Origin of the sequence: Inquilinus ginsengisoli (assembly GCF_050434925.1) — a bacterium.
Lineage (GTDB): Bacteria > Pseudomonadota > Alphaproteobacteria > DSM-16000 > Inquilinaceae > Inquilinus > Inquilinus ginsengisoli_B.
The window spans coordinates 5,223,664-5,244,893 of sequence record NZ_JBNDJK010000001.1 but is presented as its reverse complement, the minus strand read 5'-3'; the positions used below and the strand labels follow the sequence as shown (position 1 = coordinate 5,244,893).

Annotated in this window: 20 protein-coding genes; 11 read left to right on the top strand and 9 right to left on the bottom strand. The window is 68.9% G+C overall.

Features of this window, described 5'->3' with window-relative positions; all coding sequences use genetic code 11:
- The first annotated feature begins 11 nt into the window (after positions 1-11).
- Both QFZ27_RS24990 and QFZ27_RS24985 read left to right on the top strand, forming a co-directional pair.
- Entirely contained in the window at positions 12-842 is an 831-nt protein-coding gene (locus tag QFZ27_RS24990; RefSeq protein WP_429229170.1) for an isocitrate lyase/PEP mutase family protein, read from the top strand.
- A gap of 263 nt (positions 843-1,105) precedes the next feature.
- On the top strand, positions 1,106-1,978 hold the full coding sequence (locus tag QFZ27_RS24985; RefSeq protein ID WP_429229169.1) for a TauD/TfdA dioxygenase family protein: 873 nt from the start codon (positions 1,106-1,108) through the stop codon (positions 1,976-1,978).
- Between the two features lie 151 nt (positions 1,979-2,129).
- Here QFZ27_RS24985 and QFZ27_RS24980 read toward each other — a convergent pair whose 3' ends face one another.
- From QFZ27_RS24980 to QFZ27_RS24965, 4 genes are all read right to left on the bottom strand, one after another.
- Positions 2,130-2,522: a RidA family protein gene (locus QFZ27_RS24980; protein ID WP_429229168.1), complete on the bottom strand. Its 393-nt coding sequence runs from the start codon at positions 2,520-2,522 to the stop codon at positions 2,130-2,132.
- An 8-nt stretch (positions 2,523-2,530) separates the two neighbouring features.
- Positions 2,531-3,352, bottom strand: a complete 822-nt coding sequence (locus tag QFZ27_RS24975) for a carbohydrate ABC transporter permease (RefSeq protein ID WP_429229167.1) — start codon at positions 3,350-3,352, stop codon at positions 2,531-2,533.
- A gap of 173 nt (positions 3,353-3,525) precedes the next feature.
- On the bottom strand, positions 3,526-4,419 hold the full coding sequence (locus tag QFZ27_RS24970; protein WP_429229166.1) for a carbohydrate ABC transporter permease: 894 nt from the start codon (positions 4,417-4,419) through the stop codon (positions 3,526-3,528).
- Positions 4,420-4,562: 143 nt separating this feature from the next.
- Positions 4,563-5,801 carry an ABC transporter substrate-binding protein gene (locus QFZ27_RS24965; protein ID WP_429229165.1) on the bottom strand — a complete coding sequence of 413 codons (1,239 nt, stop codon included), beginning with the start codon at positions 5,799-5,801 and terminating at the stop codon, positions 4,563-4,565.
- 330 nt (positions 5,802-6,131) lie between these two features.
- On the opposite strand from QFZ27_RS24965, the gene QFZ27_RS24960 reads away from it, so the two are divergent.
- From QFZ27_RS24960 to QFZ27_RS24935, 6 genes are all read left to right on the top strand, one after another.
- Complete coding sequence (locus QFZ27_RS24960; RefSeq protein ID WP_429229164.1) at positions 6,132-6,920, top strand: SDR family oxidoreductase; 789 nt, start codon at positions 6,132-6,134, stop codon at positions 6,918-6,920.
- Positions 6,921-6,923: 3 nt separating this feature from the next.
- Positions 6,924-7,991 (top strand): ABC transporter ATP-binding protein, encoded by a 1,068-nt coding sequence (locus QFZ27_RS24955; protein WP_429229163.1) that lies wholly within the window; start codon positions 6,924-6,926, stop codon positions 7,989-7,991.
- Positions 7,992-8,167: 176 nt separating this feature from the next.
- Positions 8,168-9,478, top strand: a complete 1,311-nt coding sequence (locus QFZ27_RS24950) for an amino acid deaminase (RefSeq protein WP_429229162.1) — start codon at positions 8,168-8,170, stop codon at positions 9,476-9,478.
- A gap of 177 nt (positions 9,479-9,655) precedes the next feature.
- A complete protein-coding gene (locus tag QFZ27_RS24945; RefSeq protein WP_429229161.1) occupies positions 9,656-9,937 on the top strand; it encodes a GIY-YIG nuclease family protein in 282 nt (93 codons plus the stop codon).
- Between the two features lie 205 nt (positions 9,938-10,142).
- The gene (locus tag QFZ27_RS24940) at positions 10,143-11,081 is read left to right on the top strand and encodes an SIS domain-containing protein (protein ID WP_429229160.1); all 939 of its coding nucleotides are present in this window, start codon (positions 10,143-10,145) and stop codon (positions 11,079-11,081) included.
- Positions 11,074-12,531, top strand: a complete 1,458-nt coding sequence (locus tag QFZ27_RS24935) for an N-acyl-D-amino-acid deacylase family protein (protein WP_429229159.1) — start codon at positions 11,074-11,076, stop codon at positions 12,529-12,531. The genes QFZ27_RS24940 and QFZ27_RS24935 overlap by 8 nt, the downstream gene beginning before the upstream one ends.
- Positions 12,532-12,562: 31 nt before the next feature.
- On the opposite strand, the gene QFZ27_RS24930 is transcribed toward QFZ27_RS24935, so the two are convergent.
- Together QFZ27_RS24930 and QFZ27_RS24925 are read right to left on the bottom strand one after the other, a co-directional pair.
- Positions 12,563-13,558, bottom strand: a complete 996-nt coding sequence (locus QFZ27_RS24930; protein ID WP_429229158.1) for a hypothetical protein — start codon at positions 13,556-13,558, stop codon at positions 12,563-12,565.
- A gap of 423 nt (positions 13,559-13,981) precedes the next feature.
- A complete protein-coding gene (locus tag QFZ27_RS24925; RefSeq protein ID WP_429229157.1) occupies positions 13,982-15,529 on the bottom strand; it encodes a lyase family protein in 1,548 nt (515 codons plus the stop codon).
- A 278-nt stretch (positions 15,530-15,807) separates the two neighbouring features.
- On the opposite strand from QFZ27_RS24925, the gene QFZ27_RS24920 reads away from it, so the two are divergent.
- Positions 15,808-16,263 (top strand): DUF4126 family protein, encoded by a 456-nt coding sequence (locus QFZ27_RS24920; protein WP_429229156.1) that lies wholly within the window; start codon positions 15,808-15,810, stop codon positions 16,261-16,263.
- Positions 16,264-16,301: 38 nt separating this feature from the next.
- Entirely contained in the window at positions 16,302-17,456 is a 1,155-nt protein-coding gene (locus QFZ27_RS24915; protein WP_429229155.1) for a hypothetical protein, read from the top strand.
- A 66-nt stretch (positions 17,457-17,522) separates the two neighbouring features.
- Here QFZ27_RS24915 and QFZ27_RS24910 read toward each other — a convergent pair whose 3' ends face one another.
- The 3 genes from QFZ27_RS24910 to QFZ27_RS24900 are packed head-to-tail and all read right to left on the bottom strand — an operon-like array spanning position 17,523 to position 19,956.
- The gene (locus tag QFZ27_RS24910) at positions 17,523-18,776 is read right to left on the bottom strand and encodes an FtsX-like permease family protein (protein ID WP_429229154.1); all 1,254 of its coding nucleotides are present in this window, start codon (positions 18,774-18,776) and stop codon (positions 17,523-17,525) included.
- Positions 18,773-19,519, bottom strand: a complete 747-nt coding sequence (locus QFZ27_RS24905) for an ABC transporter ATP-binding protein (protein ID WP_429229153.1) — start codon at positions 19,517-19,519, stop codon at positions 18,773-18,775. Before QFZ27_RS24905 ends, QFZ27_RS24910 begins: the two co-directional genes overlap by 4 nt.
- On the bottom strand, positions 19,519-19,956 hold the full coding sequence (locus tag QFZ27_RS24900) for a hypothetical protein (protein ID WP_429229152.1): 438 nt from the start codon (positions 19,954-19,956) through the stop codon (positions 19,519-19,521). The genes QFZ27_RS24905 and QFZ27_RS24900 overlap by 1 nt, the downstream gene beginning before the upstream one ends.
- Positions 19,957-20,172: 216 nt before the next feature.
- Between QFZ27_RS24900 and QFZ27_RS24895 the strand changes: the two genes are divergently transcribed.
- A complete protein-coding gene (locus QFZ27_RS24895) occupies positions 20,173-21,216 on the top strand; it encodes an IS110 family RNA-guided transposase (protein WP_429229151.1) in 1,044 nt (347 codons plus the stop codon).
- The last annotated feature ends 14 nt before the right edge of the window (positions 21,217-21,230 follow it).

Here is a 21,230-nt window from a genome sequence, read left to right as displayed (position 1 = left end):
GGAGAATCCCCATGCCGAGCCAGACCGAAAAGGCCCTCGCCTTCCAGCGCCTGCATGCCCGGCCGGGCATCTTCGTTGTTCCGAATCCCTGGGATGCGGGCAGCGCGAAGCTGCTGGCCGGGCTCGGCTTCGAGGCGCTGGCCACCACCAGCGCCGGCCATGCCTTCACCCTCGGCCGCAGCGACGGTGCCTTGAACGTCAGCCGGGAGGAGACGCTGGCCAATGCCAAGGCCATCGTCGACGCCACCGGCCTGCCGGTCTCGGCCGATCTCGAGAACGGCTTCGGCGATGCGCCCGAGGCGGCGGCGGAGACCATCCGCCAGGCCGCCGCGGTCGGGCTGGTCGGCGGCTCGATCGAGGACGCCACCGGCCGCGACGACGACCCGATCTACGAACTCGACCTGGCGGTGGAGCGGGTGCGGGCCGCGGTGGCGGCGGCGCGGTCGCTGCCCTTCCCCTTCACCCTGACGGCGCGGGCCGAGAACTTCCTGCACGGCCGCCGCGACCTGGCCGACACGATCCGCCGGCTGCAGGCGTTCCAGGAGGCCGGCGCCGACGTGCTCTACGCCCCCGGCCTGGCGACGCGGGAGGAGATCGAGGCGGTGGTGCAGGCGGTCGATCGGCCGGTCAATGTGGTGATGGGGCTGGTCGGCGCCCGCTTCACCGTCGCGGAGCTGGGCGAGATCGGCGTCAGGCGGATCAGCGTCGGCGGGTCGCTGGCCCGGGCGGCGCTGGGCGGCTTCCTGCGCGCCGCCCGCGAGATCAAGGACCAGGGCAGCTTCGGCTATGCCGACGACGCGGTGCCGCACAAAGAGATCAACGCCCTGTTCGGCCAATCCTGACCGGCCCTTTGTGGCTTAGCCTCCGCTGGCGGGAAAGATTGCCTCTCCCGCTTGCGGGAGATGTCGGAGACGCGAAGCGGCTCCGGGTGAGGGCTCTTTGTCGAGGCCGGGACCAGCCCTCACCCGGTCGTCCTGCGGACGCCCGACCTCTCCCGCCAGGCGGGAGAGGCAACACAACGAGCCGAACCGGACAGATCGCTGACCCGGATGGCTGCAGCAACCTGGGTCTTCCGGCCGGCCGAACCACGGACCATACTCCCTTCATGACCAGCCCCGACTCATGCCTCACCATCCGGCCGATGGCCGGGTCGCTCGGCGCCGACATCGATCTCGCCGGCCCGGTCGACGACACGCTCTTCGCCGCGATCCGCCAGGCCCTGGACGACCACCTGGTGATCCATCTGCACGGGCTCGACCTGGCGCCGGAGGACCTGGTGGCACTGACCCGCCGCTTCGGCACCATCAGCCGCGCGCCCTACATCAAGCACATGGACGAGCATCCGGACATCGTCGCGGTGAAGAAATCGGCCGATGAGCGCAAGGTCAGCACCTTCGGCAACGCCTGGCATTCGGATTTCAGCTTCCTCGACCAGCCGCCGATGGCGTCGCTGCTCTATGCCAGCCACGTGCCGAGCCATGGCGGCGACACGCTGTTCGCCAATATGTACGCCGCCTATGACGCGCTGTCGGACGGGCTGAAGGCGGTGCTGGACGGGCTCGACGCCATGCATTCCGGCAAGCCCTACGGCACCGGCGGCGTGCCAGGCAATGTCGCGGTTTCGAAGTCGATCGGCATCGAGCGCAACCGGCCGGAGGCGGACCGCGAGGTTCCCCATCCGGTGGTGCGAGTGCATCCCGGCACTGGCCGCAAGGCGCTGTTCATCAATTCGATCTACACCCAGCGCTTCGCCGGCATGACGGTGGAGGAGAGCAAGCCGCTGCTCGACTTCCTCTACGGCCATGCGATCCGGCCGGAATTCACCTGCCGGCTGCGCTGGAAGCCGCACGACCTGGCGATCTGGGACAACCGCTGCACCCTGCACTACGCCGTCAACGACTATGACGGCCAGGACCGGCTGCTGTACCGCACCATGGTGCAGGGCGAGCGGCCGGTCCCGGCGGTGCCGCGGGCTTGAGGGCTGGTCGCGGGGTGCCCCCTTCCTGTCATTGCCGGGCTTGACCCGGCAATCCAGGGGCCACCAAGAACCGCTCTGGCCGCCCCTGGATCCTCGGGTCAAGCCCGAGGATGACAAAAAAAATAGAATGAAGACCTGAGCCAAACCCGCCTCAGCCCACCGGCTTATACGCGATCGCCTCGATCTCGACCTTGCAGTCGATCATCATGTCGGCGCGGACGCAGGAGCGCGCCGGACGGTCGCCGGTGAAGTAGCTGTCATAGGTGCGGTTGAAGGCGGCGAAGTCGCGGGTGTCGTCCAGCCAGGCCGTGACCTTGATCACGTCGTCCAGCGTGCAGCCGGCCAGGGCCAGCGCCGCCTGGACGTTCTTCATCGTCTGATGGGTCTGGACCTCGATGCCGCCGGCCACGACCACGCCGTTCTCGTCGAACGGCACCTGGCCCGAGACATAGACGTAGTCGCCGGCCCGCACGGCCTTGGAGAAGGGCAGCTTCTGCCCGCCGGCACCGGTGACGGTGGTTCCGAAATGCTCGCGCTTGCTCATGGGTCTTCCTATTTGACGGCGCCGAGGGCCAGGCCGCGCACCAGATAGCGCTGCAGCCAGGCGAAGACGATGGCGACGGGGATCGTCGCCAGGAACGTCGCGGCCATGACGTGATGCCACTCGATCGTATAGCGGCCGGCGACGAGCGAGAAAATCTTGATCGGCAGGGTGTGCGTCTCCGGCGCGCGCAGGAGGCTCAGCGCGACCGCGAACTCGTTCCAGGCGTTGATGAAGGTGAAGATCGCGGTCACCACCATGGCCGGCGCCGCCAGCGGCAGGAACACGCGGATCACCGTGCGGAAGCGCGATGCGCCCTCCAGCCACGCCGCCTCCTCCAAATCCAGCGGGATGGTGGCGAAATAGCTCTGCAGCATCCAGACGGCGAAGGCGATGTTGAAGCCGGCATAGACCAGCACCAGCGAATCGACCGACCCGACCAGGCCGAGCCAGGCGACCAGCCGGAACAGCCCGATCACCAGCACGATCGGCGACAGCATCTGGGTGATCAGCAGGAAGTCGCGGTACAGCCCCTGCCCCGGGAAGCGATAGCGCGACATGGCGTAGGCGGCGGGGATGCTGACGGCCAGCGCCAGCAAGGTCGCCAGGGTCGCGGCGTAGAGGCTGTTCAGCAGCGCTGTGCCGAAGCCGGTCGCCTCCCACATGGTGACGAAGTTTTCCCAGGCGATCCGGCTGGGCAGCCAGGACGGGTCGGCCGACAGCACCTCCGCCGCCGGCTTCAGCGCGGTGGCGATCATCACCGCGAAGGGGAACAGCACCACCACGATCAGCGGCGACAGCGCCAGCCAGCACAGGATGCTCTTCTTAAGCATGGTGGCCAGCCGAGTGATCTGAATTCTTGCTGTCATTGCCGGGCTTGACCCGGCAATCCAGGGGCCACCGAGAGCCGCTCTGGCCGTCCCTGGATCCTCGGGTCAAGCCCGAGGATGACAGTTGGGGGGCCGCCTGCACCCGGCCCATCGCCGTTCCCGATCGCGCCCGACTTCTAGCCATCGCGCTCGCCCTTCATCGCCATGCGCAGATAGATCAGGGTGAAGACCAAGAGGATGGCGAACATGATCAGCGAGATCGACGCCGCCTCGCCCATCTTCCCGAGCGTGAAGGCCAGCTTGTACAGGTAGGTGACCAGGATCTGCGTCGAATCCGACGGCCCGCCCCCGGTCAGCACCCAGATGATCGGGAAGGAGTTGAAGACGTAGATGATGTTCAGCACCACCGCCATGTTGATGAACGGCCGCATCAGCGGCAGCGTCAGGGTGCGGAAGCGCTGCCAGGACGAGGCGCCGTCGGTCGACGCGGCCTCGTAGATGTCGCCCGGGATCGACGACAGGCCGCCGAGGAAGATCGTCACCGTGAACGGCACGGACACCAGGATCCCGATCAGGATCTGGATCGGGAAGGCGGTGGCGGCCGAGGCCAGCCAGACCACCTTCTGGTCGATCAGGCCGAGGTCCTGCAGCGTCAGGTTCAACAGGCCGGATTCGCCGTTCAGCGCCCAGCGCCAGACGATCGCCATCATGGTCAGCGACACCGACCAGGGCAGCATCACGATCACCCGGGCGATGCCGCGACCGTAGAACTCGGTGTTCAGGATCAGCGCCACCGGCACCGAGACCAGCACCGTTCCGAACACCACGGCGGCGGTCCAGACCAGGGTCCGCACCAGGCTGTCCAGGAACAGCGGGTCGGCCAGGACGCTGCCGAGATTGGTGAAGCCGGTGAAGTCGCGCAGCTGGCCGAAGCGGTTGACCTGGTGCGAGGCGACCGTCAGCAGGTCCCAGACCGGATAGGCGATGATGAACGCCGCCAGCAGGAAGCTCGGCAGGATCAGCAGGATCGGCGTCAGGCCGGGGATGCGCGCGGCCAGGGGAGCGGTCATGGGTGGAGCATGCTCTCAGTCTCGGAAGCCCCATCCCGTTCCTGTCATGCCCGGGCTTGACCCGGGCATCCAGAGACTGTCGACAGCTTCTGGATTGCCGGGTCAAGCCCGGCAATGACAGGAAAAGGGAACGCGGGAGAGGCCTACTTCGCGCCCAGCACCCCGTTGGCCTGCTCGGCGGCGGCCTTCAGGGCGTCCTCCGGCTTGGCCTCGCCGAGATAGATCTTCTGCATCGCCCGGCCGGTGGCGTCGGCGATCTCCTCCCATCCGGCGATGGTCGGCGCGAACTTGGCGTTCGGCAGCATCGCGGTGAAGACCTTCAGGTTCGGGTCGTCGGTGAAGTACGGCAGCTTGGCCACCGCCTGGTTCTCGGTCAGGAAGCCCTCATTGACCGTGAACTTCTCGCGCCAGTCGTTCTGGAACAGGAAGTCCATGAACTTCCAGGCTTCGTCCTTCACCTTGGAGTTGTCGAACAGCACGATCGAATCCGTGACCGCGTAGGTGGCCGAGGTGGTGCCCTTCGGCACCGGCGCGACGCCGTATTTCAGGTTCGGCGCCTCGGTCTTGATCTGGCTGGCCAGGAATGGCGCGGTGAACATCATGCCGATGCGGCCCTGCTTGAACAGGTTCTGCACGTCCTCGCGGTTATAGGCGGTGACGCCCGGCTCGGTCAGCCCGTCGTCGATCAGCTGCTTGTACAGGGTCGCGGCCTTGACCGCGGCTTCGCTGTCCAGCCCGCTCTTGCCGTCGACCACGATGTCGCCGCCGAAGCTCCACATCGCATAGTAGAAATAGACGTCGGTCTCGATCTCCTTGCCCTGCAGGCCGAAGGCATAGGTGTCCTTGAGTCCGAGCGCCTTGATCTGCTTCGCGTCCTCGATCAGCTCGTCCCAGGTCGCCGGCGGGGCGGAGAGGCCTGCCTTCTCGAAGATCTCCTTGTTGTAGTACATGGCGCGAGCCGAGGACGCGATCGGCAGGCCGTAGGTCTTGCCGTCCAGCACGCCCGGCGCGAAGAAGGTCGGGATGAACCGCGCCTTGAAGTCGTCGGTCATGTAGCCGTCCAGCGGCGCGACCACGCCCTGCTGCACGAAATCCACCAGCCAGCGCGTGCCGATGATGGCCAGGTCGGCATTGGCGTTGCCGGAGATGTCGGTGGTCAGCTTCTGCTGCAGCACGTCCCAGGGCACCACTTCGATCTTGATGTCGGTGCCGGGGTTCGCGGCCTCGAAGGCCTTCGCCGCCTCCTCGAAATAGGGGCCGGTCTTGGAGCTGTACTCCGCCACCGTGACCCGCACCTCGGCGGCGACGGCAGGCGCCGCGGCCAGCGCCGCCAGGATCGTGGCGCCCGCGCCGAGGAGCACGGACCGGAACGCATGCTGCATGGAGAGCCTCCTGTTTCGGCGGCGCCACATTCCGAGGACGCCTGGCCGCGCGAGATCGCAATTGAACCGGAAAGCCGGGGAGCGGCCGCGCCCGGCTTTTCGCCGGAACCGCCCTGCATGTAACTCTCTTACAATCCTCGGCAGGACGCAATTCGGAAGTGGCGATCTGGCGTTCGACCTTCCGCTATCCCGCAGCAATACTGAAATCCTCGGACAAGTCGCATTCCGCACCGATGCTGCACCGCACACGCGCGACGGCCGTCTTGTAAGTTTCAAACATTGAGCTACCATCGGCTTGTCATCCCTCGCCACAGGCCGGAAAACACAGCCATGACGCGCTTCCAGACCGTTCTCGTCACCGGGGCGCTCGGCGGCATCGGCGGGGCGATCGTCGACCATTTCGCCGCGGCCGGGGCGACGCTGATCCTGTCCGACCGCGACGCCGCGGCGCTGGAGGCCCGCGTCGCCAGGCTGGCCGAAGCCGGCACCAAGGCCGCCGCCGCGCCGGCCGACCTGCGCGACGCCGGCGCCACCCGCGCCGCGATCGAGGCCGCGGTCGCCCGCACCGGCCCGGTCGATGTCGTGGTCAACAATGCCGGCGGCGGCGAGCGCGGCAGCCTGGCCTCGACCACCGCCGAGACCTGGGCCGCGGATGTCGAGCTGAATCTGAACGGCCCCTATCACGTCGTCGCCGCGGTGATCGACGGCATGAAGGAGCGGCGCCGCGGCAGCATCGTCAACATCAGCAGCGTCAACGGGCTGCAGGCGCTGGGCCACCCGGCCTACAGCGCCGCCAAAGCCGGGCTGATCAGCTACACCCGGGCGCTGGCGGTGGAGTACGGGCCGTTCGGCATCCGCGCCAACGTGATCTGCCCCGGCACCGTCCGCACCCCGATCTGGCAGGAGCGCGTCGACCGGAAGCCGGAGATCTTCGAATCCCTGCGCAAATGGTATCCGCTGCAGCGTGTGGCCGAGCCGGCGGACATCGCCAAGGCCGTGGCCTTCCTGGCCTCGGACGAGCTGGCCGGCTTCATCACCGGCGCCATGCTGCCGGTCGATGGCGGTCTGACCGCCGGCAACCGGGTGATGGCCGGGGAGCTCACGCTGGAGGAGTTCTGATCCATGGCGACGGTGCGGCTGGACGGGGTGGTGAAGCGCTACGGCGAGACCCAGGTGGTCCATGCGGTCGACCTCGACATCGCCGATGGCGAGTTCGTCGTCCTGGTCGGGCCGTCCGGCTGCGGCAAGTCCACTTTGCTGCGCATGATCGCGGGGCTGGAGACGATCTCCGGCGGCGACCTGCTGATCGGCGGCGCCCGGGCCAATGACGTGCCGCCGCAGAAGCGGAACATCGCCATGGTGTTCCAGTCCTACGCGCTGTACCCGCACATGACCGCCCGGCAGAACATCGCCTACGGCCCCAGGCTGCGCGGCGAGCCGAAGCCGGAGATCGAGGCCAAGGTCGGCAAGGCCGCCGGAATCCTCAACCTGTTCGACTATCTCGAGCGGCTGCCGCGCCAGCTGTCCGGCGGCCAGCGCCAGCGCGTCGCCATGGGCCGGGCGATCGTGCGCGACCCCGCCGTGTTCCTGTTCGACGAGCCGCTGTCGAACCTCGACGCCAAGCTCAGGGTGCAGATGCGCACCGAGATCAAGGCGCTGCACCGCCGCCTGGGCACCACCATCGTCTACGTCACGCACGACCAGATCGAGGCGATGACGCTGGCCGACCGCATCGTGGTGATGAATGGCGGCCGGATCGAGCAGCAGGGCGTGCCGCTCGACCTCTACGACCTGCCGGCCAACACCTTCGTCGCCGGCTTCCTCGGCTCGCCGGCCATGAGCTTCCTGCCCGGCCGCTACCGCCGCGGCGCCGGCGGGCCGGCGGTCGAGGCCGAGGACGGCACCCGCCTGCCCGCCCCCGACCGCGCCGCCGCGGACGACCAGCCGGTGCTGCTGGGCGTGCGGCCGGAGCATTTCAGCCTGGCCGAGGACGGCAACGGCGTGCCGGTGACGATCGATCTGGTCGAGCCGACCGGGGCCGAGACCCATCTCTACGGCACCCTCGCCGGCACCCGCGTCGCCGCCGTGATCCATGGCCGCCGCCGGGTGGTGCCGGGCGACATTGTCCCGCTCGCTCCCCTCGCCGCCCAAGCCCATCTGTTCGACGCGGCCTCCGGCCGCCGCCTGTAGGGGGATGGCGATGGACGGCATGGTTCCAACTTTCCCTCTACTGTCATTGCCGGGCTTGACCCGGCAATCCAGGGGCCACCCAGAGCGGCTTCGACATCTCTGGATGCCCGGGTCAAGCCCGGGCATGACAGTGGAATATTGAGCGGAACAGGTCTTTACGAACGAAAGACGAATTGATGTTCACCCCCTCCGTCCTCGCCCTCGACCCGATCCTCGACTCACCCGTCGACGGCGCCAGCAAGGGCCTGCCGCCCGATCTGAAGCCGATCCCGTTCCGCAGCATCGGCGACCAGGGCTGGAACGCGCTGTCCGGCGACCTGCCCTTCCCGCAGGCGCTGCTGAAGCGGTCGGTGCTGGAGCGCAACGCCCGCTGGATGCGCGACATCCTGGCCGAGACCGGCGTCGCCCTGGCGCCGCACGGCAAGACCACGATGAGCCCGCAGCTGTTCGACCTGCAGCTCGCCAACGGCTCCTGGGGCATCACCGTCGCCACCGCCCAGCAGTTCGAGGTGTGCCGCCGCTTCGGGGTGAAGCGGATCCTGATCGCCAACCAGCTGGTCGACGCCGCGGCGATGCGCTCGGTGCTGGCGGCGCTGGCCGCCGACCCGGCGCTGGAGGCGTTCTGCCTCGTGGATTCCGTCGCCGGGGTGCGCCGCCTGGCCGAGGCCGCCCGCGCCACGCCGCCGGGGCGCCCGCTGGGCCTGCTGGTCGAGCTCGGCATGGCCGGGGGCCGCACCGGCTGCCGCAGCGCGGCGGAGGCGCTGGAAGTGGCCCGAGCCGCGGCGGACGCACCGGGCCTCGCCCTGCGTGGCGTCGAGGGCTATGAGGGGCTGGTCGTCACCAAGGACGCGGCGGCGGACGAGATCGCCGTCACCGGCTTCCTGGACCGGCTGGCGGCGCTGGCGGCGGAGATCGACCGCGCCGGCCTGTTTGCCACCGAGCCGGTGCTGCTGAGCGCCGGCGGCTCGGCCTATTACGACATCGTCGCCCGCAGGCTCGCCGAGGTCCGGCTGTCGCGCCCGACGCGGGTGGTGGTGCGGAGCGGTTGTTACCTGACCCATGATTCCGGCCAGTACACCAGGCTGTTTGAGCACATCCTCCGCCGCATCCCGGCCGATTGGCGCCGGCATGGCGACCTGGAGCCGGCGCTGGAGGTCTGGTCCATGGTGCAGTCGCGGCCGGAGGCCGGGCTGGCGCTGCTGACCATGGGCAAGCGCGACGTGTCCTACGACATCGAGCTGCCGATCCCGACCCTGTGGCGCCCCGCCGGCGCCACCGCCTCGCAGCCGGTGCCCGCCGGCGCCGTACTCACCTCGATGAACGACCAGCACGCCTATCTGAAGCTGCCGGACGGCTTCGACCCGCAGGTCGGCGACCTGGTCTGCTGCGGCATCTCCCACCCCTGCACCACCTTCGACAAATGGCAGGTGATGATGGTGGTGGAGGACGACTACCGCGTCTCGGGCGCCATCCGGACCTTCTTCTGATGGGGACCGCTTTGTCCCCTTCCCCCCTTCTGTCATTGCCGGGCTTGACCCGGCAATCCAGAGGCTGTCGACAGTTTCTGGATGCCCGGGTCAAGCCCGGGCATGACAGCTGTGTTATTGAGCTCAACACCGGATTATTGGACTCTGGTCGCGATCTCCCGATTTCAGGGATCGCGGATGTACGACGTCTACATCATGGCCAGTTGGCGGAACGGGACGCTGTACATCGGCGTGACCGGCGATCTGGCCCGCCGAGTCTATCAGCATCGGACCGGGGAGGTCGAAGGCTTCACCAAGCGCCACGCGGTGAAAATGCTCGTCCATGCCGAACCCTTCGACCGGGTCGAAGCCGCGATCCAGCGGGAGAAAACCCTCAAGCACTGGCCGCGCCGCTGGAAGATCGCTCTGATCGAGCGGGAGAATCCAGAATGGCGCGATCTCTACGAGGATCTCGCCTAGGCCAGAGCACTTCCGGCGATAGCTCCTGGATGCCCGGGTCAAGCCCGGGCATGACAGCTTTGGGTTTGGTTGAAGGGTTCCCTCATCTGTCATTGCCGTCCTCGGGCTCGACCCGAGGATCAACCCGGCAATCCAGAGACTGTCGCAGCCTTCTCCGGCTCCGTCCCTGCAAGGCCAGCCCTCCCCACCCCGCCGAGCTCCTGTGATGGCCTATGTGGTCGACATCGTCTCGCGCCTGCGCCGGATGGAGGCCTCGCTGCGGCCGTCCGAGCAGCGGGTGGCCGAGGCGGTGCTGGCCGATCCCGGCTTCGCCACCCGCGCCAGCATCGCCGAGCTGGCGCGCCGCGCCCGGGTCAGCGAACCGTCGGTCACCCGCTTCTGCCGCGCGCTGGGCTGCGACAGCGTGCGCGACTTCAAGGTCCGGCTGGCGCAGAACCTGGCCGTCGCCAGCCCCTATCTGCAATCGCGGCCGCAGGCGGGCACGCCGCCGGACGACGTCGCCCAGCTGGCCGACCGGGTGCTGGACAGCGTGATCGAGGCGGTGACCGCCGTGCGCAACCAGCTCGACCCGCAGCCGCTGCGCCAGGCGATCGAGGCGATCGCCCGTGCCCGGCGGCTCGACATCTACGGCGTCGGCGGCGGCTCGCACGCGGTCGGCCATGACGCCTATCTGCGCTTCTTCCGGCTGGACCTGCCGACCGACTTCCACGCCGACACCCAGCTGCAGCGGATGTCGGCCGCCACGCTCGGGCCGGACGACTGCGTGCTGGCGATCTGCAATTCCGGCCGCTTCCGCGACCTGGTCGAGAGCGCCGAGATCGCCCGGCACTACGGCGCCACCGTCATCGCCCTGACCCGCCCGGACACGCCGCTGGCCCGGGCGGCGGAGATCGTGCTGGCCGCCGCCCCGCCGGAGGACAGCGACATCTTCAAGCCGACCGCGTCGCGCCTGGCCCATATGGCCGTGATCGACGTGGTCGCGACCGGCGTGGCCATGCGCCGCGGTCCGGTGGCGCTCGAAAGCCTGCGCCGGGTCAAATACACTCTCAGCCAGATCCCCACCCTCGACGAGCCGGCCGCTCCCGTGCCGCCCCGCGACACGTCGCCCCGGCCCCGCCCAGTCCGACGGAAAGCCCATGCCTGACCAACCGCGCTATGACCTGCTGCTCCGCAACGGCACCGTGATCGATGGTTCCGGCGCCCCCCGCCTCCAGGCCGATGTCGCCATCCTCGGCGACCGCATCGCCGCCGTGGCCCCGACCGGCAGCATCGCCGCCGACCGGGCGCGCGACAGCATCGACGTCGTCGGCCGGGTGGTGGCGCCCGGCTTCATCGACGTGCACACCCATGACGACCGGGCGGTGATCGACGGCCCGGACATGCTGCCGAAGATCAGCCAGGGCGTGACCACGGTGGTGGTCGGCAATTGCGGCATCAGCCTGTCGCCGCTGACGCTGAGGGGCGCCCCGCCGCCGCCCTTGAACCTGCTGGGCGACGAAGCCGCCTACGAGTTCCCGAGCTTCGCCGACTATCGCGGCCGGCTGGGCGAGGTTGTGCCGGGCGTCAACGTGGCTGCGCTGATCGGCCATTCCTCGCTGCGCATCGGCACCATGGTGGATACCGGCCGCAAGGCGGATGCCGGCGAGATCGACGCCATGCGACGCCTGCTGGCCGACAGCCTGGATGCGGGCGCCATCGGCTTCTCCACCGGCCTCTACTACAAGCCCAACGCCGCGGCCGATGCCGACGAGGTGGCGGCGCTGGCCGAGCTCCTGGCCGACCGCGGCGGCGTCTACGCCACCCATATGCGCGACGAGCACGACAAGGTGCTCGACTCGCTGGAGGAGAGCTTCTCCACCGCCCGCCGGGCCGAGGTGCCGGTGGTCATCTCGCACCACAAATGCGCCGGGCCGCACAATTGGGGCCGCAGCCGCGAGACCCTGCCGGTGATCGAGGAAGCCAGCCGCCACCAGCCGGTCGGGCTCGACGCCTATCCCTACACCGCCGGGTCGACCGTGCTGGACCCGGACCATGTCACCGGCGACATCCGGATCATGGTCGCCTGGTCGAAGGCGCAGCCGGAGATGGCGGGCCGCGACCTGGCCGAGATCGCCGCGGACTGGGGCTGCACCGAGAAGGAGGCGGCGGTGCGGCTGCACCCGGCCGGTGCCATCTATTTCCAGATGGACGAGGCCGATGTCCGCCGCATCCTGTCCTTTCCGCTGACCATGATCGGCTCGGACGGGCTGCCGCATGACAGCCACCCGCATCCGCGCCTGTGGGGCACCTTCCCGCGCGTGCTGGGCCATTACAGCCGCGACCTGGGCCTGTTCCCGCTGGAGACGGCGGTGCACAAGATGACCGGCCTGTCGGCGATGCGCTTCAACCTGCCCGGCCGCGGCCTGGTGCGCGAGGGCCATGCCGCCGACCTGGTGGTGTTCGACCCGGCCCACATCGCCGACGCCGCCACCTTCGAAGCCCCGAAGACCCCGTCCCGCGGCCTCGACTTCGTGCTGGTCAACGGCCGCCTGTCCTGGCGCGCCGGCGAGACCGAGGTGGACCGGGCGGGACGGCTGCTGACGCGGGCAGCGTGACGCGGGCAAGTCTATGTGAATTGACCGCTCATCAATCTGGCCCTTGGGCGGTCTGCGCCGGCTGGGATTTGAACTTCAGCAGCCGATCTTCACTGGCAAATTTCTCGATGATGGCCGAGAGGCTCGCGGCGCGCTCCTCCATCGTATCGCCGGACGGCGGGTGGGCGCGGCCCTGGGGCGTCGCCGCCCACTGCGCCTCGGCTCTGGCGAGCAGCAGCGGGCGCAGCATGGGCCACTCTGTCTTGTCGTAGTCCGCAAGCGGCCCGCGTTGAATGCCGAGCGCCGCCTCCCGCTCCGCCGCACCCGCATAAAGCTCGTCGCGCTGCGCGTCCGTCAGTGGCGGCAAGCCGGCCTTCTCGCGAGCGATATCGACGCCGCTGACATAGGCCTGTATGTGATCCGCGTCGACGTTTCGCTCAGGCGGCCAGCCATCGATCGCGCGCGCAAAGCGCTCGCCGTCATCGGCATCAAGTCCCATTCCCTCGAACAGATCGCGTGCATGCGTGATGCGCTCATCGAGCGGCAGTGCGTTGTCGAAGATCTCAGGGCTATGGCCGAGAATGGCATGCAGCAATTCATGCTCGAGGACCGGATTTCCGTCCGTATCCAGCGCCGATTCCGGAATATAGACCTCGCCATTGACGGTCACGCCTCCCGTGCCGGGATGACGACTCTCATAGTCTTCATCGCTGAGCACATGGACCCGCACACCCAGCCGCTCCGCTTCGGCAATGATCTTTGCGCCGGTCGGAGACTGTTTCGACACTTCGGCCTCATAGCGCTCCAGCTTCTGCTGTCTCGCCCAAGCCTCCTTCACCATCCGCTCGATAAAGTCGGCCCAGCTCCCGCCCTTTTCGACACCCCCGCTGTTGCCGGGGTCGTCGACCGTCTTATCCGTCTCTCCCGCTGCTCCGCGCATGCCCGTCGATTGCGAAACCGCGTTGTTGAAGGCTTGCTGCTGTGCCAATGAAGCAGGCGCGGTTCGCCCGGTTTGCATCGATGCGCTGGTGTCGATCCGAAGAGACATGCCGCATCTCCATCCCATTTGCGCAGATGAGCCGGAGAATACTACCTCTCGTCGCCTAGGTTTGCGAGACCGAGGTGAATCGGGTGGGGCGGCTTCTGACGCGGGGGCAGGATCAGCTCGAGAACAATCGGGCCGATTGACTCCAGGACTTGTCCTAAACTGTCATGCCTGGGCCTGACCCAAGGCGGTCCAGTTAAGCTTTTCGGGTTGCAGATCTAGGCGCTGAACTAAACTTTTATTGTCATTGCCGGGCTTGACCCGGCAATCCAGGGGCCATCGAGAACGCTTTGAAAGCCCCTGGATCCTCGGGTCAAGCCCGAGGATGACAGTAAAATAGATCAACCTAAGAAAAACACGCTTTAGTTGCGATTTTTCTCAACCGGACAGCCGTGCGCTTGACCCGACGTCCCGCGCCCCTGCCCCTCACCGCATCAGCTTGGCGAAATCCCCGTCGAGCCTGGCCAGGGCGGTGTCGATGAATTCGCGCCGCTCCTTGATCCAGGCGTCCTGGTCCGCGAGCTCGCTTCTGGCCTTGGCGATCATGCGCTCCATTTCCGCGGGCTGCGGCCCGCCGCTCGTGCTGCGGGCCTTCACGATCGCCACCGGGTCGAGGCCGGCGCGGAACTCCGCCTCGGCCATCGGCAGCGCCTGCGGATATTTCGTGCCGGCGACGGCCTCGGCGTAGATGCGCTGCGCCTCGGCATAGGGGAAATCCAGCGGCTTGATGCCGTTCTGCTTGGCGTAGCTCACCACCTCCGACGCGAAATGATGGCCCTCGCGGAAGGGCAGGCCGTATTTGCGCATCAGGATGTCGGCCAGCTCCTGCGAGGCCGTCCAGTCGCTGTTCAGCTCCTCCAGCGCCCGGTCGCGGTTGATCACCAGGGCCTTCAGCACGCGGTCGAGATCCTTCAGCGTCTTGATGCCGGCGTCGATCATCGCCGTGTTCTGCTCGACATCCTTCGGGTCCGGCATGCCCGGCGTGATGTTGTGGGTCTGGATCACCGGCCCGAGCGCCAGGGTGATCGCCGTCGAGGCATCGCTGCGGGTCGAGTTCAGGAGGCCCGGATTGCGCTTCTGCGGCATCGCGCTCGACACATAGGTGTTGCCGCCGCCCTCTTCCAGCAGGATCCACGGCCGCGGACCGGCATATTGCGTCATGATGTCCTCGACGAAATTGCCGGTGTGCAGCGCGATCGCCGTGACGATCGCCCCGACCTCCACCGGTTCGTCCATCGAGGAGATCTGGGAGGCGTCGTAGGCGTTGTCGACCAGTTGCGCAAAGCCGAGGTAATCGGCCATGCGCTGACGGTTCAGCGGCCACCCGGTGCCGTTGAGGACCGTTGTGCCCATGGCGGACCGGTCGATGCGTGCATAGGCCTGGCGGATGCGTTCGGCATCGCGCGCGAACCCGGCGGCATGGCCGAGCAGATAGTGGCCGAAGCTGTTCGGCTGCGCGGCGACGCCGTTGGTGTAGTTGGGGACGACGGTGTCGGCATGCGCCGCGGCCAGGTCGACCAGCGTCGTGGCCGTGATGTTGAGCTGCGCGGCCAGGTCCAGCATCTCGTCGCGCAGGATCGCCGCGCGGTAGGTGGCGTGCATGTCCTGGCTGGAGCGTCCGGCATGCAGCAGCGTGACATCCATGCCGCCGGCCTTGATCAGCAGAGGCTCGAAGGTGATCACGCTGCTCGGCCGCCTGGCCCCTTCCTTGTCTCCGTCCGCGATGACCTTGGCGATGGCCGCCGCGATTCCCGGCGTCAGCTGCCTGTCGAGCAAGCCCTCATCGGCGTTGATGACGGCGGTCGCCTTGTTGATTTCCCCGAGCCAGAAGAATTCGTCGCGCTCGGCGGCCGACGCGCCGGCCGGCCACAGCGATGCCGCGGCGATGGCGGACACCAGCAGGCCGCGAAGGAACGGCCGCCCAACCCGTGAACGCCTGTCCAGATCTGCCGGTAACGCTGTTGCGCTGGTCATGGTGAACTCCTGCCATGTGGAATTGGAGATTCTATCTGACGGATGGCGTTTCATCGCAGCGAAAGCCTGCTCGGGCATTGAGGGTGTATTATATTAGGCCAGCCAATTCAGCGGGGCTGGCGGGCCATCGGACGACATCCACCCGGCCAGGGTCAGGATCTCAGCCAGCCAGGCGGAGCGAAGCCGGACGGTATCGACAGGCAGGCGGGGATCGCCGATGCTGGCGGCCGATTTTCAGACCGGCCCACAGCGGCCTCGCATTTCCGGGGGAGATTTCGATGCTGGTCCTGGCCTTCCTGATCGGGTGCGTCGCCGGGCTGCGGACGATGACCGCGCCGGCGGCCGTCAGCTGGGCCGCCCATCTCGGCTGGCTGCCGCTCGACGGCACCGGGCTGGAATTTCTCGGCGCCGCGGTGACGCCCTGGCTGCTCACCGCGGCGGCGATCGCCGAGCTGATCGCCGACCAGCTGCCGAAGACGCCGAGCCGGAAGGTGCCGGTGCAGTTCGGCGCCCGGATCGTCAGCGGCGCGGTCTGCGGCGCCGCCTTCGGCATCGTCGGCGGCTCGGTGATCGTCGGCCTCATCGCTGGCGTGGCCGGCGCCGTGACCGGCACGCTGCTGGGCTATGAGCTGCGGTCCCGGCTGGCCCGGGCGGCGGGGCGCGACCTGCCGGTCGCCCTGCTGGAGGACGCGGTCGCGGTCGGCGGAGCGGCCTGGATCGTCACCTCGCTGTAGCCAGGTGGAGACTCGCCACATCTGAAGGAGGCGGCATCATGCGCGGATTCCGATCGGTCATCATGTCGGCAGTCGTGGTGCCGTTTCTGGTTCTGGCAGGATGCAGCGGCCCGGCAGGACGACCGGCGAATCCTGCCGGCGTGGTGGCTGCGAAGCCCGACCTCGGACCGGGCCAGATCGCCCCGGCACGCGAATATCGGAACTACGGCCGAGGGCTGAGCCTGGACGGCCGGCTGTGGCTGCGTGGCTTGGACGGCAGCCTGGCGTCCCTGACGCTGCCCGGCGGGGTGCGCACGAGCCATTTCGCAGACAGTGTCATCGACCTCGCGGTGTCAGACGGCAAGCCGGTGGCATTGCGATCGATCTCTCTCAACCCGATCGACATGGAGGAGACCTTCCGGCCGGCTGGAGGCAAGTTCGTCCTGTCGTCCTGGACCGGGAACGGCTTCGAGGATTCAGCGCCCTTCGAGCCATCGGAGATGCCGCGGGCTCTGGTCGTCATCGACGGGAGGCCGATGGTGCTGTCACCGCATCGGATGATTGTCCATGGCGCCGACGGACGCTGGAGGCCAAAGCCTCTGCAGGGTGAGATCCGGGATCATCCGATTGCCGAGCCCCCCATCGTCCTGGCGGTCAACGGCCTGCTGTATATCGGTCACGACTTCGGCGAATGGGGCGGTGGCCTGCAGCGCCTGGATCCGGCGACCGGCATCGTCACCAACATCGAGCGGCGGGACAGCAAGGATCTGTGCGCCGGCCCGCTGAACAGTGACTGCGATCCCGTCACCGGGTTGATTCAGGCCCCCGGCGCGCCAGGCTGCGTCCTGGCATCCACCGGGTTGGCGCACATGACCTCGCAGCAAGGTGCCATCCTGAAGCTGTGCGGAGACCAGGTCTCGGTGGTCTGGGAGAAGGCGTGGATGGAGCAGTGGCCCGGAGGGTCGGTCCGGCAAAGCGAACCCTTCTACGGGCTGGCCGAAGGGACTCCGGGCGAAGTCTGGATCCTCGGATTCCGTGTGCTGTACCGGTTCGATGGGACCCGCACGGTCAAGGCTCCGCTGCCGAAGCCGGTCAAGCTGGGCGACGTCTGGATCAGCCGCGCCATCCCCGGTCACATGATGGTCTACTACCACGATTCACGCGCAGGGCACTGGCCACCCGAATCGATGCCCTATCTGGTCACGCGCGAATGATGAATCGGCTGCTCGCGATCGGCGGCGCGGCCTGGATCGTCACGTCGGTGTAAGCGGAGGAGTCCCTCACTCCCCCGCCAGCGCCTCGGCCAGCGGGCGGCGCTGGATCAGCCAGGCGGGCAGCGCGGCCAGGGCGAAGCCGATCAGCAGCACCGCCAGCGCGATCCAGAGCTCCGCTGCGCCCAGGGTCGGCTGCAGGGCGATGCCGGTCTGGGTCGCGAGCGCCCGGCTGATCGCGAAGGACAGGGCCCAGCCGCCGGCCAGGCCGAGCAGCACGCCCGCCGCGACCAGCGTCGCGGTGAAGCCCCAGGCGACGGCGAAGACGTAGCGGCGCGGCGCGCCCAGGGCCCGCAGGGTGACGAATTGCGGCGTCAGCAGGCGCAGCAGGATGACCACGCTGGCCACCAGCGCCAGCAGCACCAGCGCCTGGGTGACGAGCGCCAGCAGCGCCATCAGCCGCCGCAGGTCGCCGAGGATGCCGTACAGCTTGATCAGCGCCTCGGCCGGGAAGAACGCCATCGAGCCGTCGGTGGCATAGGCCTGCCGCAGCCGGTAGGCGCCGGCGACGTCCTTGGCGTGCAGCACCGCCGCCGGGATGCCCGGGGTGCGGGCCGGGTCGAAGGGCGGGCCGATCCGCGCCTCGCCCTCGGCATGGCCGTCCGGCAGGCCGTGCACCGCCCAGACCAGCTCGACCGGCACCACGATCGCCCGGTCCCAGGGCGAGCCGGTCGGCTTCATCCGGCCGACCACGGTCAGCTCGGTGTCGTGGCCGTCGGCCTCGCCGTGATGCTCCTCCTCCGCTTCGTGGCCGTCATGCTCAGCCGCCGCCTCGGCCCCGGCGTGGACGCCGTGGGTCGGCCGGAAGCGGTCGCCGAGGCGCAGGGGCGATGCGGCGCCGATCACGGCCTCGGCCCGTGACGCGAAGACCCGGCCCTCGGCCAGCCCGTCGGAGAGATGCGCCACCAGCGCCGGGATCGCGCCGACGATCGGGCTGCCGCGCAGGCTGTCGCCGAAGGCGAGCGGCGAGGCGAAGGCGGCGCGGTCGTCGTTCAGCAGCGCCGCCGTGATCTCCGGCGCCAGCAGCCGGACCGCGCCGGGCTGGAGATAGACCGCGGTCAGCAGCGCGTCGGTCTGGCTGCCCGGCGCCGCCACCACCAGGTCGAACCGGTCCGCGGCCCGGGCGCTGCCGGTGCGCAGGGCGCGCTCCTGCGACAGGATCGCGACCGACAGGGCCACGCCGGCGGCGACCAGCAGCACGAACACCAGGGCGGTGAAGCGATAGCGCCGCAGCGCCGCCCCGATCACCGGCCACGGATTCACCGGGCGGCTCCGGGGGCAGCTCCGGCCGCCGCCACGGCCTCCGCCGGCTCCTCGGCTTCCGCCAGGACACCGGCCCGCAGGGTCAGGACGGCCGCCGCCCGTGCGGCCAGCGCCGGGTCGTGGGTGGCGCAGACGACGATCTTGCCGGCCCCGGCCAGCTCCGCCAGCGCCGTGGCGACGCGCTCGCCGTTCTCGGCATCCAGGCTCGCCGTCGGCTCGTCCGCCAGGATGATCGGCGGGTCCAGCAACAGTGCCCGCGCCAGGGCCACGCGCTGCTGCTCGCCGCGCGACAGCCGCGAGGCGGGAACGGCCCGGTCGGGCACCTCGAAGCGCGCCAGCAGCTCGCGCGCCCGCGCCCGCAGGGCGGGGTCGAGCCGGGAGCGCGAGAACAGCGCCGGCAGGGTGACGTTGGCCAGCGCCCCCAGCTCCTCCACCAGCCGGAACTGCTGGAACACCAGCCCGCATTGCCGGCGGCGCCAGGCGTCGCGCGCGCCTTCGGCGAGGCCGCTGACGACGGTGCCGCCGAAGCCGACCTCGCCCTCGGCCGGCCGGACGATCCCGGCCAGGGTGTGGATCAAGGTGGTCTTGCCCGAGCCGGACGGCCCGACCACGACGGTCAGGCGGCCGGCCGGGAAGCGCGCCGAGACCGACCGCAGCGCCTCGATCGGCGCGCCGGTGCGGTCGCGGAACCGGGCGGAGATGCCGCGGGCCGTCAGCTCCGGCGGCCCGGCGGCATCCGGCATCACGACAGCTCGAAGGTCGCGTCGACCAGCCGGACCCGGCTGACGAAGCCGGTGGCGGCGTCGGTGGCCGGGCCGATCTCCAGCGTGCCGGCGGCGACGATCAGCGCGCCGGGGTCCACCGCCTCCTCCCGCTCGAGCATCCGGACGAAGACGATGCTGTCGATCCAGTCGCCCTCGGAGGCGCAGAACGGACAGGTCTCGACCGGCGCGTTGGACAGGATGAAGAAGTCGGAATCGACCTTCAGATGCGGCGCCATGAAGCCCTGGATCGAGACCCGCGTCCCGGCCAGGGACTGCGCCGTCGGCGAAAAGCTCATGTCCCGGCCATACAGCTGGAACATGCGGATCCGCGGCTCCTCCTCGGCCCGGCCCCGCCGGCCGGCGAGCGTCAGCCCGGTGGTACCGGCCAGAGCCAGCAATCCACGTCGCGTGATCATTCCGGTGCCCTCCACGGCTGTCCGGTTGAGGAAAAATCACAACTACAGCGTGTTATCTCAGGTTGATATTCTATTTTATTGTCATCCTCGGGCTTGACCCGAGGATCCAGGGGCTTTCGAAGCGTTCTCGATGGCCCCTGATGAGGTGGACGGCCCCCGAACGGCATCAGTGTGCCAGGATGAGGCTGTCAAAGATCTCATCGAAGGAGGCCGTCCGTGACCGAGATTACGCGCATTGGGATGGACACGTCGAAGAGTGTTTTCCAGCTGCACGGGGTGGATGCAGCGGAGCAGGTGGTGCTGCGGAAGAAGCTGCGGCGTCAGGACGTGCTGAAGTTCTTCGCCAAGCTGCCGCCGTGCCGGGTGGGGATGGAGGCCTGTGGTGGATCGCACTACTGGGCTCGGGAGCTGCAGGCGCTGGGCCATCAGGTGGAGTTGATCCCGCCGCAATACGTCAAGCCGTACGTGCCGCGCGGCAAGACCGACGCGGCGGATGCCGAGGGGATCTGCGAGGCGATGAGCCGGCCGAAGGTGCGGCAGCGCCTGGTGCCGGTGAAGAGCGCCGAGACCCAGGCGGCTTTGATGCTGGCCGGGCTGCGCGAACGGCTGGTGCGGCAGCGGACCCAGCTGATCAACACGATCCGCGGCTATGCCTCCGAGTTCGGGCTGGTCGCCGCCAAGGGCCCGGCCAAGATCACGGCGCTGTTGCGGCGGATCGAGGAAGATCCGACGGTGCCGGAGACGGCGCGGGCCCTGTTCGCCGAGCTGGCCTGCGAGCATGCCCGGCTCGAGGTGCAGGTCGAGGCCGCCGACACCCGGCTGATGGCCTGGCACCGGCAGGACGAGGCGAGCCGTCGCCTGGCCGAGATCCCCGGCATCGGGCCGGTCGGCGCGACCATCCTGGTGCTGAGGGCGCCCGAGCCCCAGCGCTTCGGCTCCGGCCGCGACTTCGCCGCCTGGATCGGCCTCACGCCCAAGAACCACAACACCGCCGGCAAGCAGCGGCTCGGCGGCATCACCCGCGCCGGCGACGAGGCCTTGCGCAGCCAGCTCGTGGTCGGCGCCACCTCCGTGATCCGGCAGGTCAGCCGCGGCACCAGCCGCTCGGCCCCGCCCTGGCTGCTCGATCTCGTCGCCCGCAAGCCGGCCAAGCTCGCCGCCGTGGCGCTGGCCAACAAGATCGCCCGCATCGCCTGGAAGCTGATGGTCTCCGGCGAGCGTTATCGCCCCCAACCCGCCGCCGCAACCCTCGGCGCCTGAGAGCTCCGCGGCGA

What these genes read in the sequence shown, in the direction of transcription:
- QFZ27_RS24900 (WP_429229152.1), bottom strand. Translation starts at nt 19,956, where the DNA reads ATGATCACGCGACGTGGATTGCTGGCTCTGGCCGGTACCACCGGGCTG.
- QFZ27_RS24920 (WP_429229156.1), top strand. Translation starts at nt 15,808, where the DNA reads ATGCTGGTCCTGGCCTTCCTGATCGGGTGCGTCGCCGGGCTGCGGACG.
- QFZ27_RS24925 (WP_429229157.1), bottom strand. Translation starts at nt 15,529, where the DNA reads ATGACCAGCGCAACAGCGTTACCGGCAGATCTGGACAGGCGTTCACGG.
- QFZ27_RS24955 (WP_429229163.1), top strand. Translation starts at nt 6,924, where the DNA reads ATGGCGACGGTGCGGCTGGACGGGGTGGTGAAGCGCTACGGCGAGACC.
- QFZ27_RS24985 (WP_429229169.1), top strand. Translation starts at nt 1,106, where the DNA reads ATGACCAGCCCCGACTCATGCCTCACCATCCGGCCGATGGCCGGGTCG.
- QFZ27_RS24930 (WP_429229158.1), bottom strand. Translation starts at nt 13,558, where the DNA reads ATGTCTCTTCGGATCGACACCAGCGCATCGATGCAAACCGGGCGAACC.
- QFZ27_RS24940 (WP_429229160.1), top strand. Translation starts at nt 10,143, where the DNA reads ATGGCCTATGTGGTCGACATCGTCTCGCGCCTGCGCCGGATGGAGGCC.
- QFZ27_RS24950 (WP_429229162.1), top strand. Translation starts at nt 8,168, where the DNA reads ATGTTCACCCCCTCCGTCCTCGCCCTCGACCCGATCCTCGACTCACCC.
- QFZ27_RS24935 (WP_429229159.1), top strand. Translation starts at nt 11,074, where the DNA reads ATGCCTGACCAACCGCGCTATGACCTGCTGCTCCGCAACGGCACCGTG.
- QFZ27_RS24960 (WP_429229164.1), top strand. Translation starts at nt 6,132, where the DNA reads ATGACGCGCTTCCAGACCGTTCTCGTCACCGGGGCGCTCGGCGGCATC.
- QFZ27_RS24965 (WP_429229165.1), bottom strand. Translation starts at nt 5,801, where the DNA reads ATGCAGCATGCGTTCCGGTCCGTGCTCCTCGGCGCGGGCGCCACGATC.
- QFZ27_RS24905 (WP_429229153.1), bottom strand. Translation starts at nt 19,519, where the DNA reads ATGCCGGATGCCGCCGGGCCGCCGGAGCTGACGGCCCGCGGCATCTCC.
- QFZ27_RS24945 (WP_429229161.1), top strand. Translation starts at nt 9,656, where the DNA reads ATGTACGACGTCTACATCATGGCCAGTTGGCGGAACGGGACGCTGTAC.
- QFZ27_RS24990 (WP_429229170.1), top strand. Translation starts at nt 12, where the DNA reads ATGCCGAGCCAGACCGAAAAGGCCCTCGCCTTCCAGCGCCTGCATGCC.
- QFZ27_RS24970 (WP_429229166.1), bottom strand. Translation starts at nt 4,419, where the DNA reads ATGACCGCTCCCCTGGCCGCGCGCATCCCCGGCCTGACGCCGATCCTG.
- QFZ27_RS24980 (WP_429229168.1), bottom strand. Translation starts at nt 2,522, where the DNA reads ATGAGCAAGCGCGAGCATTTCGGAACCACCGTCACCGGTGCCGGCGGG.
- QFZ27_RS24975 (WP_429229167.1), bottom strand. Translation starts at nt 3,352, where the DNA reads ATGCTTAAGAAGAGCATCCTGTGCTGGCTGGCGCTGTCGCCGCTGATC.
- QFZ27_RS24915 (WP_429229155.1), top strand. Translation starts at nt 16,302, where the DNA reads ATGCGCGGATTCCGATCGGTCATCATGTCGGCAGTCGTGGTGCCGTTT.